General features: G+C 63.6%; 16 protein-coding genes. 6 read left to right on the top strand and 10 right to left on the bottom strand.

Going from position 1 to position 15,283, the window contains the following annotated elements; genetic code table 11:
• Positions 1-382 precede the first annotated feature (382 nt).
• The 8 genes from BUA69_RS07845 to BUA69_RS07880 form a co-directional block, all read right to left on the bottom strand.
• Entirely contained in the window at positions 383-1,273 is an 891-nt protein-coding gene (locus tag BUA69_RS07845; protein ID WP_046135008.1) for a DMT family transporter, read from the bottom strand.
• Positions 1,270-1,695 (bottom strand): GNAT family N-acetyltransferase, encoded by a 426-nt coding sequence (locus tag BUA69_RS07850; protein ID WP_046135007.1) that lies wholly within the window; start codon positions 1,693-1,695, stop codon positions 1,270-1,272. Before BUA69_RS07850 ends, BUA69_RS07845 begins: the two co-directional genes overlap by 4 nt.
• A gap of 7 nt (positions 1,696-1,702) precedes the next feature.
• A complete protein-coding gene (locus BUA69_RS07855; protein WP_046135006.1) occupies positions 1,703-2,602 on the bottom strand; it encodes an N-acetylmuramic acid 6-phosphate etherase in 900 nt (299 codons plus the stop codon).
• 112 nt (positions 2,603-2,714) lie between these two features.
• Positions 2,715-3,251 carry an invasion associated locus B family protein gene (locus BUA69_RS07860; protein WP_160300124.1) on the bottom strand — a complete coding sequence of 179 codons (537 nt, stop codon included), beginning with the start codon at positions 3,249-3,251 and terminating at the stop codon, positions 2,715-2,717.
• A complete protein-coding gene (locus BUA69_RS07865) occupies positions 3,251-4,123 on the bottom strand; it encodes a ChaN family lipoprotein (RefSeq protein WP_046135005.1) in 873 nt (290 codons plus the stop codon). Before BUA69_RS07865 ends, BUA69_RS07860 begins: the two co-directional genes overlap by 1 nt.
• Before the next feature lie 3 nt (positions 4,124-4,126).
• The gene (locus BUA69_RS07870) at positions 4,127-4,876 is read right to left on the bottom strand and encodes a ChuX/HutX family heme-like substrate-binding protein (RefSeq protein ID WP_046135004.1); all 750 of its coding nucleotides are present in this window, start codon (positions 4,874-4,876) and stop codon (positions 4,127-4,129) included.
• A gap of 16 nt (positions 4,877-4,892) precedes the next feature.
• Positions 4,893-6,611, bottom strand: coding sequence for an ABC transporter ATP-binding protein/permease (locus BUA69_RS07875; protein WP_046135003.1), 1,719 nt, complete (start codon positions 6,609-6,611; stop codon positions 4,893-4,895).
• Between the two features lie 61 nt (positions 6,612-6,672).
• Positions 6,673-8,991, bottom strand: a complete 2,319-nt coding sequence (locus BUA69_RS07880; protein WP_052950511.1) for a TonB-dependent hemoglobin/transferrin/lactoferrin family receptor — start codon at positions 8,989-8,991, stop codon at positions 6,673-6,675.
• Between the two features lie 413 nt (positions 8,992-9,404).
• On the opposite strand from BUA69_RS07880, the gene hemP reads away from it, so the two are divergent.
• The 5 genes from hemP to BUA69_RS07905 all read left to right on the top strand — a co-directional run bounded on the left by hemP (position 9,405) and on the right by BUA69_RS07905 (position 12,908).
• Positions 9,405-9,584: a hemin uptake protein HemP gene (gene hemP, locus BUA69_RS07885; protein ID WP_072866504.1), complete on the top strand. Its 180-nt coding sequence runs from the start codon at positions 9,405-9,407 to the stop codon at positions 9,582-9,584.
• Between the two features lie 14 nt (positions 9,585-9,598).
• Positions 9,599-10,654 (top strand): hemin-degrading factor, encoded by a 1,056-nt coding sequence (locus BUA69_RS07890; RefSeq protein WP_046135002.1) that lies wholly within the window; start codon positions 9,599-9,601, stop codon positions 10,652-10,654.
• Between the two features lie 77 nt (positions 10,655-10,731).
• Positions 10,732-11,448 carry a protein TolQ gene (gene tolQ, locus BUA69_RS07895; RefSeq protein WP_046135001.1) on the top strand — a complete coding sequence of 239 codons (717 nt, stop codon included), beginning with the start codon at positions 10,732-10,734 and terminating at the stop codon, positions 11,446-11,448.
• On the top strand, positions 11,448-11,888 hold the full coding sequence (locus tag BUA69_RS07900) for an ExbD/TolR family protein (protein WP_046135000.1): 441 nt from the start codon (positions 11,448-11,450) through the stop codon (positions 11,886-11,888). Before tolQ ends, BUA69_RS07900 begins: the two co-directional genes overlap by 1 nt.
• Positions 11,889-12,908 carry an energy transducer TonB family protein gene (locus BUA69_RS07905; protein WP_052950510.1) on the top strand — a complete coding sequence of 340 codons (1,020 nt, stop codon included), beginning with the start codon at positions 11,889-11,891 and terminating at the stop codon, positions 12,906-12,908.
• A 103-nt stretch (positions 12,909-13,011) separates the two neighbouring features.
• Here BUA69_RS07905 and BUA69_RS07910 read toward each other — a convergent pair whose 3' ends face one another.
• Complete coding sequence (locus BUA69_RS07910) at positions 13,012-13,734, bottom strand: cytochrome c biogenesis CcdA family protein (RefSeq protein WP_046134999.1); 723 nt, start codon at positions 13,732-13,734, stop codon at positions 13,012-13,014.
• Positions 13,735-14,154: a TlpA family protein disulfide reductase gene (locus BUA69_RS07915; RefSeq protein WP_052950509.1), complete on the bottom strand. Its 420-nt coding sequence runs from the start codon at positions 14,152-14,154 to the stop codon at positions 13,735-13,737.
• 208 nt (positions 14,155-14,362) lie between these two features.
• On the opposite strand from BUA69_RS07915, the gene BUA69_RS07920 reads away from it, so the two are divergent.
• A complete protein-coding gene (locus tag BUA69_RS07920) occupies positions 14,363-15,280 on the top strand; it encodes a sulfurtransferase (RefSeq protein ID WP_046134998.1) in 918 nt (305 codons plus the stop codon).
• Positions 15,281-15,283 lie beyond the last annotated feature (3 nt).

Genomic DNA, 15,283 nt, shown 5'->3' on the forward strand with positions numbered 1-15,283 from the left:
CCGGCGCCGGTTACTGCTGGCTGAAATGCGTTCGTTTCACCACAAATCCCCCAGCTCCATCGCCTCCCTCCCCCTTGAGGGGAGGGATCGAGGGTGGGGGTGCTGAGGTCAGACACAAACATGGAGATAGGGAGTGAGCGCAGCGCAGCACCCCCACCCTAGCCCTCCCCCTCGAGGGGGGAGGGGATTGCATGGTGGCTCGCGGGCCCCGGTTGCTGCTGGCTGAAATGCGTTCGGTTCACCCCATAGCCCTCGGCTCCACCGCCTCCCTCCCCCTTGAGGGGAGGGATCGAGGGTGGGGGTCTGTCAGTGGCGCACAAAACGACCCCCACCCCGGCCCTCCCCTCAAGGGGGAGGGGACGAAAGGCTGCCTGCCGCGGCGTTACCCCACCGCCACCGCGCGCCGCTGCGCCACCATCAATCCCAGCGCACAGGCCGAAATAATCAGCCCGCCGCCGATCCAAAGCCGCAGTTCCGGCACTTCGCTGAAAAACAGATAGCCAAACGCGGCTGCCCAGAGCAGGGCGGTGTAATCGACCACCGCAAACACCGAGGCCGGTACGCGCTTGAGCCCATTGATCAGGAACAGGAAGCCGAGCGCCCCGAGCAGGCCGATCAGCGCGATCAATGGCCAGCTCGCCGTCGGTGGCGGCGCAAAGCCCGGCACGATCAGCGGAATGGCAATTGCAGCTGCAACTGCCGATTGCGCCAGCGTCATCGTCGCGGCGCCCTCATCGGCGGAATGGTGCTTCATCAAGACGATGGCGACGGCATAGCTCATCGGCGCCAGGATGGCGGCGCCCCAGGCGAGAATGTCCGATGATCCGGAGACCTCGATCGGCTCGCCGCCAAAAACGATGACGGCCGAGCCGGCAATGCCGAGCACGATAGCGCCCACCAGGCCCAGCGATACCGGCTCCTTGAGAAATACGATGCCGAACAAGGACACATAGATCGGTGCGCTCATGCCCAGCGCAGCGGCGACGGCGAGCGGCAGGTGGGTTACCCCATAAAAGAAGAAGCAGGCGGTCAGTGCCATCAGCGCGCCGCGCTGGGCATGGCGGCCATAATTGCGACGCAGCGGCCAGGCGCCACGGGTCAGCGCTATATACAGCGCCAGCCAGATGGCCGCTCCGGCATAGCGCACGAAGACGATCATGAAAGTCGACATCCCGGCGCCCAGGGTCTTGGCGACGGCATCCATGGCGCAAATAAAGGCAATGCCGGTGCCGCAGAGCAGAATGGCGCGCAGGGCCTCGCTGCGCTGGCTCATGGTTGCAAAGGTTTCTGCAAGAAGGTGCGGGTGCGGCCCTTGGGGAATTCCGGCAGTTCGCCGAAAGCGGCATAGCCCTGTCGTTGGTAGAGGCGCAGCGCGGCAGGGTTGAAAGTGTCGATATAGGCGCCGTGGCAACCGCGCCTGCTCGCTTCGGCTTCCGCCATGGCCAGCAGCTTGCCGGCCAGGCCTTGGCCGCGCATGGGCTCGGAGAGCCAGAGCCATTGCACATAAAGCCAGCCCCAGGCTGTATAGCCGGAGAGGCCGCCGGCAAGGGCGCCGCTTTCATCGCGTACCAGAACGGCAAGGGGCACACGGCCGGATGGTCCGACATCTGCCGCGTTGTAGTCCGTCAGTCCCTTGCCGATGGCGGCAAGGTCCGCTTCGTCCGGCTCATGGGTCAGTTCCAGCGAGATCGACATGGGGTGACTAGATCAATGCCTGGCGCAGATTGCCATTGGCACGGTCGAGCGCGGCCTGCGCATCGGCCTTGCCGATGGATTTGCTCAGCATCACCGTGGCCAGCTTGATCACGCCCTCGGCTTCGTCGAGCGCGGCTTCGGCTGCGGCGCGCTCGGCGCCCGTCAGTTCGGCCACCATCAGGATGGCGCGTTCGCGCAGCTTGACATTGGTGGGGCGCATCTCGACCATCAGGCCGCGATAGACAAAGCCCAGCTTGATCATCACGCCGGTGGACAGGCAATTGAGCGCCGCCTTTTGGGCCGTGCCGGCCTTCATGCGGGTCGAACCGGCCAGCAGTTCCGGACCGGTCTCGATCAGCACCGGGATCTCCGAAACCGCGCCGACGCGGCCACCGGCATTGTTGAGGATGCCGATGGTGAGCGCGCCGATGCTGCGCGCATGGGCCAGGCCCGAGGCGGTGTAGGGCGTGTTGCCGCTGGCGGCCAGGCCGATGACCACGTCATTGGCGGCAACATTGACGGCCTGCAGGTCGATGATCGCCGCCTCTTCGCTGTCCTCGGCGCCTTCGATGGCGTGCTTGAGGGCGCGTTCGCCGCCCGCCATCAGGCTGATGGCGCGTTCATAGGGCCAGTTGAAAGTGGGCGGCAGCTCGGCGCCGTCCTGGGTGGCAATGCGCCCGGATGTGCCAGCGCCCATATAGATCAGCCGTCCGCCATCGCGCAGACGTTCAGCCGCGGCGTCGATGGCTTTGGTCAGTGCGGGGCTGGCCTGCTGCACGGCGCCGATCGCGGCAAACTGGCTTTCGATGATGCCGGTCACCAGTTCGCGGGTCGACCAGTTCTCGATGCTGGCATAGCGCGCCGATGCTGTTTCGCTGCTGGTGGCCGCCTTGGTCTCGTCTCGCATCGATCGTCTCCTGGGATTGCGCCGCGACCATAGGCAATCTCCTGCCAAGTTGCCAGAATGGCAGGAGATGAAGTTGTGGCCGGCGCACCCCAAAAATGCGATTGCCTCGGCGCTATTGCGCCAGTTCGGCGGTGCGTTCCAGGGCCCGGGTGAAGCCGGTCAGCGACACCGAAATCGGCACAGGCTGCTGGGTGTCGGCGCCAATGCCAGTGGCGGTCAAGGTCGCGCCTGCCTTGAGCTGGTCGAGCTGGGCCGAATCGAAGCTGAGCGGCACCAGGCACCCGGTCGGAATGCAGGTCAGGAAGGGGAGCGGCGCTCCCAGTCCTTCGCCATCCACTGCCAGCGCCAGACCATTGGCAAAGTTCAGGCCGAACGGGCCGACCAGCATGCCGGCAAGTGTCCCATCCTGGGGTGGCGTCAGTTCCAGCATCAGCACGCGCTGACCGGATTGGGAATCGGCCAGTGCCTGCGAGAAGGCGCATTGCTTGCCGCTCGCCGGTGTCGTGCAGGTGACGGTCCAGTCGCCATGCGTCTCGGTGACGAGGCTGGCACCGCCCGGCAGGGTCGAGGCCGGAGCCTCCTGGCCATGGGCCGCTCCGGACAGGGCAAGGCTGGCAGCGGCGAAGAGGGCGGTACGCAGGTTCAGCATCATCTCTGCTCCTGTGGCCGTGGGGCGTTGCGCTGGTCCATCGGCGCCACGTCATTGGTATCGAGACGGAACAGGCCGGCAGCGACGGGAATGTCGTATCGCGGCTGGAAATCGCCTTCCTCGGGCAGCAGTACCCCAACCTTGTCCACGCCTAGATCGGCCAGCTGGAACGGCGTGCCATGGCCGTATTCCATGTGCCCGCGGCCGATAATGCCGATGACGATGCGGTCCGGATCCCTGGTGCGGCCGGCGGCGATATTGCAGGCAAAGGCGCGGTCCCAGGTCTGCTGGGCGCGGATGAAACGGTCGAATACCGGGTCCATCGGCGTCTGCGCATCGCGTCCTTCGCGGCGGCCGCCGGTCAGGTTGAACAGATATTCGCGCGCCTCGGGCGTGGCAGGCCTGGATGGTGTCAGGCCGTCGCGCTCGTCCACCGGGATGGCGTCCCAGCCTTCCTTGCCGACACGCGTCACCAGCGGGCGGTGGCAATTGAGCGCCAGCATCGGCACCTTGAACTGACGGCAGAACTGGAACAGCGGCAGGTACAGCGCGGGCGGGAAGCCCCAGACCGTCTGCCATTCCGATTGCTCGAGAAACGCATCGGTATCGATGGTGCCCGACACATAGGCGTCAAGCGCCGACTGCACCCGGCGCGGGAACATCTCGAAGCCCATCGAAATGGGCCTGCCCAATGCCAGGAGCCCAGCCGCCACGTGCAGCTGCCAGCGGTGGATGTCGTAGCGGTTATGCGTCTCGCCCAACAGCACGACCTGCTGCTGGCTCATCCGCGTCAGGATTTCGGCATGGCTGACCTGGCTGAGTGTCTTGGGATCGAGCCAGGTACCGGCGGGGTGGGTGATGGTTTCGCTCATCGCTCAGACGGCCTCGGCAATCGGTGCTGGCGCGACAAATGCGGCCGCCGGGCCATGCACGGTGAGGCCGGTCGGCTCGCCATCGGCATTGAGCGCAACCATCACCGCACCATTGCCATCCGTATCCTGCCGCCACGAAGCGACAGCGCAAGCGCGCAGATGCAGGTGGAAATCGGTGCGCATGACATTGATGAAGCCACGCGACGGGCTGACCTTCTCGACCACGCCAGCCCAGTCCTGGGTGAAGCCGGGGCGGGTGATACGCACGGTGACGCCCTGCGCTGATGCCAGAGCCGCCTGGAATGGCACGGTGCCGGGGTCATTCGGATCGGTTTCCGTCGCCGCATTGCCTCCCGGCGGGGTGCGCTCGACGATCTCCAGCGCTTCGCCCGGACCGAACTGGCTCACCACGGCGTCGAACGGCTCGATGCCGGCAAAGCCGATGACGCTGCACAGCACATTGTCGGCATCCTGCATGAAGTCGATGCGCGGATAGCACTGCCCGCCCATAATGCTGGTGCGGTCGACGATCATCGCGGTGATCGCCCCGACCTCAATGCGCGAGTCATGCTCGGCGCCCGAGCAGACCAGCCAGCCATTGTCCTCGGCCACGGCTTCGACCACGCCCATGCGTTCATGGGTGGCGCCGCCCTGACGGGTATTGATCATCAGGCGGCCCATGCCGGGCAAGGCCTTGATGACAGCTGCTGGTTCGGCCGACAGGCGCTCGCGCTGGTGGGGAGTATTCGACATGCTTGGTCCTCAGGTTTCAGGCTAGAACAGGAATTTGGGTTTGTGCAGATGCTGGCTCCTCATCGAGCTCCATCATCCGCACCGGGCCGAGGCCCTTGGGCTGGCGGTGCGCAACGATCACCATCGTGGCGCGGGGCAGCTCGGTCCGCAGCAGGGCGAACAATTGCGCCTCAGCCGCGATATCGAGCGCCGAAGTGGGTTCATCCAGCCAGATGCAGTCCGGCTTGAGCACCAGCAGCCGCCCCAGCGCCAGCCGCTGCTCCTCACCGCCCGACAGGCCCTGCGCCGGATCCTGGCCGGGCGCGCTATCGATGCGATTGGCCAGCCCGACGCGGGTCAGCACATCATCGAGATAGGCCTGCTCGTAGCTTGAGGGGTCTTGGGGATAGGTCAGCGCCGAATAGATCGAGGCACTGGGAAAATAGGGCCGCTGCGGCAGAAAAATCTGGTTGCCGACCGCACAGCGCAGGCATCCCGACGCATAGGGCCAGAGCCCGGCCAGTGCCTTGAGCAGGGTCGACTTGCCCAGTCCCGAGGCGCCACGCACCCAGATGGTTTCGCCCGGTGCGATATTGAACCGGCCGAGGCAGAGCAGGGGACGCCCGGTCGGCGTGGCCACAGCGACATTCTCGATTTCGATACTGTCATTGAGCGCCGGATCGGCGGCAACCCCACCGCGGGTCTCGCCGGCGCGCCGGGCGGCAGTGATGAAATTGTCGAGGCGCGATGAGGCGGCCACCAGCTCGGCCAGGTCGCGATAGGAGAAGATGAACCAAGACAGCGTGGTCACGACGCTGGAAAAGGCCGAGCTCAGCTGCATCAGGCCGCCAAAGGCGACATGACCGGCCAGATAGCCGGGCAGGGCCACGAATAGCGGAATGCGCAGCACCGAGCTGTTGAATGGATAGGTGAAGCCGCCCAGGATCAGCTCGCGTCTGATCAGGTGTCCCCAATTGGTCGAGATCGCTTCGAAGCGGTCACCCAGCAGGCGCCGTTCGGCGGCCTCGCCATTGCCGAGCGCGACGGCCTCGGTATTGGAGCGCAGCCGCACCAGCGCAAAGCGGAAATCGGCCTCGCGCTTCTGCTGCTGCACCAGCAGCGGCTTCAGCGGCTTGCCCAGCAAATGGGTCAGGCCGGTGCAGAGCGCCACATAGATGAAGGCCGCCCAGATCATGTAGTGCGGGATTTCGATCGGAATGCCGATCGGCGCCAGCGACAGCGGAAACTGCGCCAGGCTCCACAGCACGACGAGATAGGAAAACAGGCCGACGACGCGCGAGATCAGGTCGAGCGCTTCGCTCAGCAGTTTTTGCAGGAAGATAACGACGTCTTCGGCAATGCGCTGGTCGGGATTGTCGACGCCCTCGGCGCCGCCGGCAACCGACATGTGCCAATAGGCCTTATTGGCCAGCCAGATATCGAGCACATTGCTGGTCAGGCTGCGGCGCCAGCGCATTTCCAGGCGCTTGCGGATATAGAGGCCGACCAGATGGCGGATCGCGTTCAGCGTCACGATAATGCCGAAAATGCCGACCTGCCGCACCGCCTCGGCGGCGTCGAATTGTTCGAGCGCCCCGTAAAAGGCGCCGGTCCACTCGATCAGGCGGATGGTGGCGTAAACGCCGAGCAGGTCGAGCCCGACAACCACGGCGAACATGACGAGGCCGAGCTTGCGGTAATCGCCGCGCAGGCATAGCGCCATCAGCCGCCAGAACTGAGAAAGTACACGAACCATCTATCTGCCCTCAAAGCGGCCGGGAGGCCGCAGCCCCCCGGCAGATATTGTGTGACGCGGCCTAGAACCGGACCGTGGTGCCGATCTTGAAGGTCCGGCCGGGGCCGCGCTGCAATTCGAGCGGGTTTTGGGCAGCGACCGCAGCAGAAGACGGTGTCGCGGCATATCCGGACAGGGTGTTGGGGAAATAGGCCGTGTCGAAGATGTTCTGGACGCCGAAATTGATCTCGACATTCTCGCTCGGCTTCCAGGTGCCGAAGGCGTCGAAAACAGCGTAGCCTTCGGTCTTGAAGCTGGTGGGGCTGGCGCGTTCGGACTGGCCGGCGGCAAAGGTCCCCATGACTTCGAATTCCAGGCCATGTTCGGGGATTTCGTAGCGCAGTCCCAGAACTGCGGTCAGCGGCACGGCGCCGTCGAAGGCGGTTTCGGCTGCACCGGCCGATATGCGCTGCACGCCCTTCTGCCAGGACACATTGCCGGTGGCGAAGATGTTCTCGTAGAACTCATATTCGCCGCCAAGTTCGATGCCCCAGAGGTGCACTTCCTCGACATTGTTCGACCAATAGTGGTTCGGCTTGCCGGGCACTTCCTGCAGGCTGCGGATGAAGTTGTCATAGTTCGAATAGAACGCGCTGGCGCTGAACCAGCCATTGTCGAATTCGCCGCGCAGCCCGACTTCGTAGTTCTTGACCGCTTCCGGCTTCAGATCGGGATTGGGCACGATGGTCGACGGCGGCGCGGTAAACGGGTTGCTGCTCGACTGGAACAGCTGCTGGGCGTTCGGCATCTTGAAGCCTTCGCCATAGGCCGCATAGACCGAGTAATTGTCATCGAGCTCATAGGTCACCGACAGCTTCTTGAGCAGCTCGACGCTGCTGATCGGGGCCGGCGCATAACCGGGCAGGCCCGTGTAAGTCGGATCGACAGTCGGATCGATGTGATAGGTGGCAAGGCGAGCGCCGGGGGTGATGGTCAGGCGCTCATCCAGCAGCTTGATTTCATCCTGCACGAAGAAGTCGGCGCGGATGGTTTCGGTGCGCGGGAAGCTGAAGCCGCTATTGCCAACCACGGTGGTGGTCAGACCGGTGCGCGAGTCCCAGGTTGCGGTGCTGCTGGTATAGTCGCCGCGCATGAAGTCGCCGTCGAAGCCATAGGTCAGCGTGTGGTTGGTTGCGCCCAGGTCGAACGACGACTGCAGCTGGAGGTCGGCTTCCCAGAAGTTCTCGGAATAGTCGCGGATCGACTGCACGGTGGTCCGGCGATTGGCGTAGGTGCGATAGGACGTGCTGTCCATGCGGCGCGCCTGCGGCGAGTAGGAGACGTTCCACTTCACCGAGTCGAGCCAATCGGCGCCGACCTGCCAGTCGTGGGAGATGGCGAAGCGATAGCGCTCCATGTCGAGCGTGCGCGGATAGGCGTTGGAGACATATGCGCTGGCCGTGGGAACGCCGGTGGCAACGGCGCCCGAGTCCCAGATCTGCTGGACGACGGTATTGCGGTCGAAGAATTCGCCGGTCAGCTTGATCTCGTGGTCGGCATTGGGCGTCCACACCACCTTGACCAGGCCATTATAGGCTGAGGTATCGGCGGGATAGAGCTGGTTGCAGCGGAAATAGTCCGGGCGGATCGGGCAGCCCCAGATGCCGCCTTCGGGATCGGCCTTGATCGCCTTGGGCTCGGTGCTGGTCAGGTTGCCGAAGCTGCCGAGGATTTCGACATCGCCGAAGTCATAGGCGGCGGTGATCTGCTTGCGCCAGCTATTGTCGAAGCTGTCGAAGGCGGTCTTGATCTCGACGCCCCAGGGCTTGTCCATGCCCTGCAGAATGTCGGACGGGTCCTTGGTCTGGAAGGCAACGACGCCACCCAGGGCGTCGGCACCCCACAGCACCGAATTCGGGCCACGGACGATTTCAACGGTCTTCAGGTTGAACGGGTCGACGAAGTCGCGGCTGCCGTCGATGATCTGCTCCTGAAGCCGGGAGCCGTCGACCAGCATCTGGACGCGGTTGCCGCCCATGCCGCGGATGGTGAAGCCGGTGAGCTGGCCAAATGGATTGGTAATGGCGGTCTGGCGGGTGACGTTGACGCCGGGTTCATACCGCACCAGATCCTGGATATCGCGAACGACACGCTTATCCAGATCTTCGGCCGAGATGACCGAAACGGTCATCGGCACATCCAGTACCTTGCTGGCATTGCGGGTGGCGGTCACCGTCAGGCGCTGCAGCTGCGTGGCCTGCGTCGTGGTCAGGTCGGCTTGCGCCTGCACGGATCCGGCCATCAACAGGCTGGACACCAGTGCAGTCCCGCCGATCAAGGCAAGGCGCAGGTTCTTGGAAATTGGCGCAGCAACGTACGCGCTCCGCTCATGATAGGTCATGCGAGCCCCCAGGCATATTTGATTTTATACTGTTGGCTCGCTGGCGAGATCTTGGCGATCGGCTTGCTGGCTGGGGGATGGCGGAGTGGGCTCCGTCATCGTTGGTCTGTCCATATTTAACATGACAAACTTAGTCAATAAATGTTTTGTGGCCTGTGATATGGTCCTTAACGGCGCCAGGAGCCGGCGGCGAAACGGCTGTTGCCCGGTAACCTTATGAAAATAAGTAGAAAATTCTGTCGTTGTGCGAAGGTGAGCATCAGCAAAACCGGCGCTCTGTCCACACCATAAAAATATGACTCATAAAATCAGCTATTGCCAGATCGGAATTCCGAGATTAGAGGTCGCGAAAATCGCCAAGCCGTAGTGACCCTGCGGGCTGTGGCGTAAACCACTGAAATATAAAGATTTTTATGAGCGACGAGCCAGAAGTAGAGCCAGTTCGTACCAAGGATGTGCAATCGTTCGACTCCGAGAAGTCAACGACAAGTACAGAGCTGCTGGGCGGCGGTAATGCGCTGGTCATCATGCATGAACGCACGCGTTATGTGCTTCGCCTGACAAGACAAAACAAACTTATCCTGACCAAATGACAGTGACATCAGCCATGGCCACGCAAACCAGATCCGCCGCCGAAATCCGTGACATCCGCGCCAAACATCCTGAAATGCGGGCTCGCGACTTTGCCCGTATCCACCAGATTTCCGAAGGCGAGCTGGTCGCTGCCTATGTCGGGCAGGGCACCACCACGGCGATCTCGGCCGATATCGAAAAGCTGTTGAGCGGCCTGACCGGCGTCGGCGAGATCATGGCGTTGACGCGCAATGAAAGCTGCGTCAGCGAGAAGATCGGTCCGGTCGAAAAGGTGCATGTCAGCCCGCATGCGGCGATGGTCCTGGGCGCGCAGATCGATCTGCGCATTTTCCCCAAGCACTGGCGCCATGGCTATGCCATCGAGCGCACCAATGACGACGGCAAGGTGTTCCGTTCGCTGCAGTTTTTCGATGCTCAGGGCAATGCCGTGCATAAGGTTCATGCGCGGGACGCCACCGACCTGGCAAAGTGGAATGCCCTCGTGGCAGCGCTGACCCTGGCCGAGCAGAGCGACGCGCTGGTCGTGGAGCCGGCGCCGGCCCCAGAGGCAAAGGGCGGTCTTGTCGATGTGGCCGACCTGCGCACCCGCTGGCAGGCGATGACCGACACCCATCAGGTATTTGGCCTGTTGCGCGAGCTCAATCTCACCCGTCTCGAGGCGCTGAGGATCATCGGTCCGGACTTCGCCTGGCAGCTCGATCACAGCGCCGTCGCGCAGCTGTTCAACACCGCCGCCGACGCCGGCGTGCCGATCATGGCCTTTGTCGGCAATTCCGGCTGCACTCAGATTCATTCCGGCGTGGTCAAGACCATCAAGCCGATGGGGCCCTGGCTCAATGTCATGGACGAGACCTTCCATATGCATCTGCGTCTCGACCAGATCGCTGATGTCTGGGTCGTGCGCAAGCCGACCGAGGATGGCAATCTGACCTCGGTCGAGGTGTTCGGCGCCGATGGCGAAGTGATCATCCACCTTGTCGGCACCCGCGAGCGCAAGCAGCCGGAACGCCAGGAATGGCGCGCGCTGGCCGAAGGCCTGCCGGTGCTCGAACAGGCCCGGACGGCCTAGCCCCATGAAGGTATTGACCACGGGCCCCCTCGCCGCACTCACCGACGCCCGTCCCGACATCGCATTCGGAGGTTGAAATGGACGTTGTGACCGTGGTCGAGATGCATGACTTTTCGATGTTCGCGCTGTTCATGCAGGCGGATTGGGTGGTCAAGTCGGTGATGGTTGGCCTTCTGATCGCGTCGGTCTGGTGCTGGGCGATCATTGCCAACCGGCTGATCGCCTATGGCCGTGCCAAGCGGGACATGCGGGCCTTTGAAAAGGCCTTTGCCTCGGGCAAGCCCCTGTCCCAGCTGCAGCAAGAAATGCGGCAAGAAATGGGGCAAGAAAACCAGCATGCTGGTCTTTCCGCGGTGTTCCTGGCGGCCATGGAGGAGTGGGACAAGAGCCACCAGCAGCAGGCAGCCAATGCGCCCGGCCTGCAGAGCCGGCTCGAAATCGCGCTCGATCTCGCCGTCAGCGAGCAAAGCACCGCGCTGGAAAAACGCTTGGGATTTCTAGCCACTATCGGCAGCGCCGGCCCGTTTGTCGGCCTGTTCGGCACCGTCTGGGGCATCATGAATGCCTTCACCGCCATCGCCGCCGCCGAGAATACCAGCCTGGCTGTGGTGGCCCCCGGCATCGCCGAAGCCCTCCTCGCCACCGCCCTGGGCCTCCTCGCCGCCATCCCAGCCGTCATCGCCTACAACAAGCTCAGCGCCGACGCCGGCCATCTCATTGCAAAGCTTGAGGGTTTTGCCGACCGGCTGGTGGCGCTACTGTCGCGCCAGCTCGATGCCGGAAAGCCGCTCTGATGGGCGTGTCGATTGGCACCAGCAAAGGCCGTGGCAAGGGCCGTCGCCGCGGCGGCCCGATCAGCGAGATCAACGTCACCCCGCTGGTCGACGTCATGCTGGTGCTGCTCATCGTCTTCATGGTGGCCGCGCCGATGATGACCATGGGGGTGCCGATCGACCTGCCCAAGACTTCCGCACCGCCGATGACGCTTGAGCGCAAGCCGATCACGGTCACGGTGGCGCCGGATGGGACAATCTCGGTGGAGAAGGCGGTCGTGACGCTGGAGGGGCTGCTGCCCGTGATCGCCAGCCTTGCCGGGGAAGGTGCAGAAGAGCGCCTCTATGTGCGCGGCGATGCCACGGCAGCCTATGGCAATATCATGAAGGTGTTGGGGTCTTTGTCGGCCGCCGGCTATTCGCGCATCGGGCTCATCACCGAGCCGGAACCGAGACCCTAGATGCGCAAGGAACTGCTCGGATCGGTTCTGGTGCATGTCGGGGTTCTCGGCACCGCACTGCTCTGGCTCGGTCTCCCCGAACCGGACGATGCGCCGAGCATGGGCTCGATGCAGGTCGAACTGATCGCCATGGCATCGGTTTCGACCAATACCAGCGAGGTGATCGCCAGCGATGCCACCGAAGATCTGGTTTCTGCCGGTGCCGAACAGGCGATTCCCGAGACTAGCGAGCCGGTCGACGCCGGCGTTCCAGAGACTGTAACGCCGCAAACCAATTCCGTTGTCGAGCCCGTCAAAACCGAGCCCTTCCGACCCGTTGAGATACAGCCGGCGGCCCCTGTTGAACCGACGGCGCCGGTTGAAACCCCTGATCCCATCGCGCCAGAGCCCGTCACGAGCGAGGTTGTCGAGAGCGACAGTCAGTCCATAGAAGCGCCACTGTTGTTGGCGGCGCCAGAGGCAATCACGCCCGAGGTTTCTGTCGCGCCGGGGGAACAGGAAGCGCCGCTGGAGCCGGTTGAAACCACCGAGTTTACTGCCGCGCCGGTACCGCACACCCTGTCCTTCACGCGGCCGACGGCGCCAACGCCGCCCCCGCGAACCCCAAAGCCGCCAGCGCCCCCACAGCGGACCGCCACTAGCAAGGCGCAGCAAGCCGGGTCGGTCGGCAACAGCAATACTGATGCAGCTGCGGCAACGTCAGCTGGTGGTCAGAGCGGCACCGGCTCCGGGGGCAGCGCCGATGTGGCGCGCTATCCGGGGCAGGTGCAGAATAAGCTGCGGCGGGCCCTGCGCTATCCGCGCGCTGCCCGCGGTGATAGCGGCGAGGCCCATGTCTATTTCGTGGTGGATAGCGGCGGGCAGGTGCTCAATCTGAGAGTCGCACGCTCGTCGGGCAATCCAATCATCGATCAGGCGGCTCTGGACACGGTGCGCAAGGCGGCGCCGTTCCCGCCCATCCCCAATAATGCGGGGCGAACCTCCTGGGATTTCACCATTCCATTGGCATTCAGAATGTAGGCGGTTCGGCAAGGTCTGCAGCAGCACGGTCTGCGAGCTCGCGGACTTGTTCTTCTTCGGTATCGCCAAACTGGTCACCGTCCGCCGGCATCGCGCCACGATGCTATGGTGTGGGGCGTGGTTCCCAACTGGTCAGCGCCAATTCCCAATCGGGAAACCAGGTGAGCAGCAGGATCTGGATCTGCCGGTCCCAGCCTAGGAAGATGGCGAGGCCGGTCAGCACAAGGATTACGCCGAGCACCTGCTGGATGCGGGCGGCGTTGCCGCTGAACCAGTCGAGGTTGCGCACCAGCTTGCGGCCGCCAAACATCACTGCGGCCATGGGCAGGGCGGTCCCGAGTGCGAAGGCCAGGGTTACCGCGATAGCAGCGGCATTGACCTGCTGGTTGAGGGCCAGCGTAATGACCGAGGCCATGATCGGGCCGACGCAGGGGCTCCAGGCCAGGCCGAGGCCTGCACCGACGATCAAGCCGCCGCCAAAGCCGGATGAGGGCTCCCCAACCGGGGCCCGGGCGGCGAGATTGCCGGCAAGGCGTTCAAAGGCAAGGTGAAGCTGTGGAATGGCGAGGACAAGGCCGAGCAGGACCAGCACCGTGCCGGCGAGGAGGCGATTGAGATCGGGTGGTACGCCCAGGGCGCGGACGAGAAAGCTGAGCGCCAGCGTCGCGGCGGTGAAGCTGCCGACAAAACCGGCGATCATGCCGATGGGGCGCGCCTTGCCCTCCTGGGTGGCGCTGGCCAGAATGATCGGCAGCAGCGGTAAGACGCAGGGCGACAGCACGGTGATGACGCCGGCCAGGAACGCAAAGCCGATAGTGAGCAGCATCTAGCTGGCTGTATTGGCATTAAGGCCGTCAACGCCGCCAGCGTTCCAGGACTTGAGCGGCTCGCCGGCAGCATCCAGCAACACAAATGTGTCCTGATAGGTCACACCATATTTGCCTTTGAGCGCGCTTTCCTTGTCATAGTCGGCGATCACCAGGGTCAACTCCGGATTGACGTCGGCCCAGCGCGCGTTGAGCTCGGCCACCGTAGCGCGGCAATTGGGGCACCAACTGGCAAAGAAGAACACCACGGTCTTGCCTTGGGACGCCAGCGCGTTGACCTGTGCCTCGCTCTCAAAGCTCAGCACCGTGGCGCGGGCGCCGGTCTGCTCGACGGCCGCTGGCGTTTGCGCCTGCGCGAGAATAGCTGGCGAAAGCAGCGATAGGGCGATGACAGCGGCGAGGCGAATGACGAGGTGCATTGGCCATCTCGAACATGAACAGGACTGGCGACAGTATCGCTCCGCTGCGCCCACATGCCTATTGGGGCAAAGGAACAATCTTTCGATCTAAACTCGACCGACTAGATAGTTTTTTTAAGAGCGCGCTCGGCTTTGGGCTGTTGTCAGCCGCTTTCGTTGCAAGGGCGTGGCACAATGGAGGCAATCTTTTTCTAACAAGGATGCTCCAATGCGTTTGAACCTTGCTGGTGCCGTCGCCATTGCCGGACTGCTGCTGACCGGAGCCGCCCATGCGGAGCGGCTGACGGACAAGCCGCTGGTCGATGCCGCCTGGCTTGCCGAGAATCTCGGCAATGAAAGCCTTGTGGTGCTCGACATTCGTGACTTGGTGAACGGCACCGACCCCTATGCAGCCGGCCACGTTCCCGGCGCGATTGCCGCGCGCTATTCAGAAGCCGGGTGGCGCGCGCCGGTCAACAATATTCCAGGCATGCTGCCCCCGGTCGAGCAGATCGAGGCCAGCATTGCCGCGCTGGGCGTCAATGACGACAGCCAGGTGGTGATCGTTCCCGCCGGGACCAATGCCGCCGAATTCGGCGGCGCTACCCGCGTCTACTGGACCTTCAAGGTTCTGGGGCATGACGCCGTGACCATTCTGGACGGTGGCTGGGCCGGCTGGACCAAGGCCAATGGCGAAGTTTCTACCGAAGCGAGCGCCGCAGAGGCTGGTGACTTCAAGGCCGAATTCCGCCCGGAACTGCTGGCGGGCGTTGAAGAGGTGACCGAGGCGATCGAAAGCGATGCCAACCTGATCGACGCGCGCGCCGTTGCCCAGTTCATTGGCCAGGAGAAGTCCGGCGTCGTGCAGGCACTTGGACACATCCCAACCGCTGTGAACATCAATTTCGACAAGTTCTATGACGCTCAGAACGCCTCGTTCGCCAGCGCCGATACCATTGCCCAGCTGGCGGATGCTGCCGGCGTCGGTGGCAAGTCGGACTTCATTGCCTTCTGCAATACCGGTCACCTGGCCTCAATCGCCTGGTTCGGCCTGTCGGAAGTCGAGGGCCTCGACAATGTCCGTCTTTATGATGGCTCGATGGCTGATTGGACTGCCGATCCGGCGCGCCCAGTCGTTACCAACTAGTCT

Origin of the sequence: Devosia limi DSM 17137, from assembly GCF_900128975.1 — a bacterium.
GTDB classification, from domain to species: Bacteria; Pseudomonadota; Alphaproteobacteria; order Rhizobiales; family Devosiaceae; genus Devosia; species Devosia limi.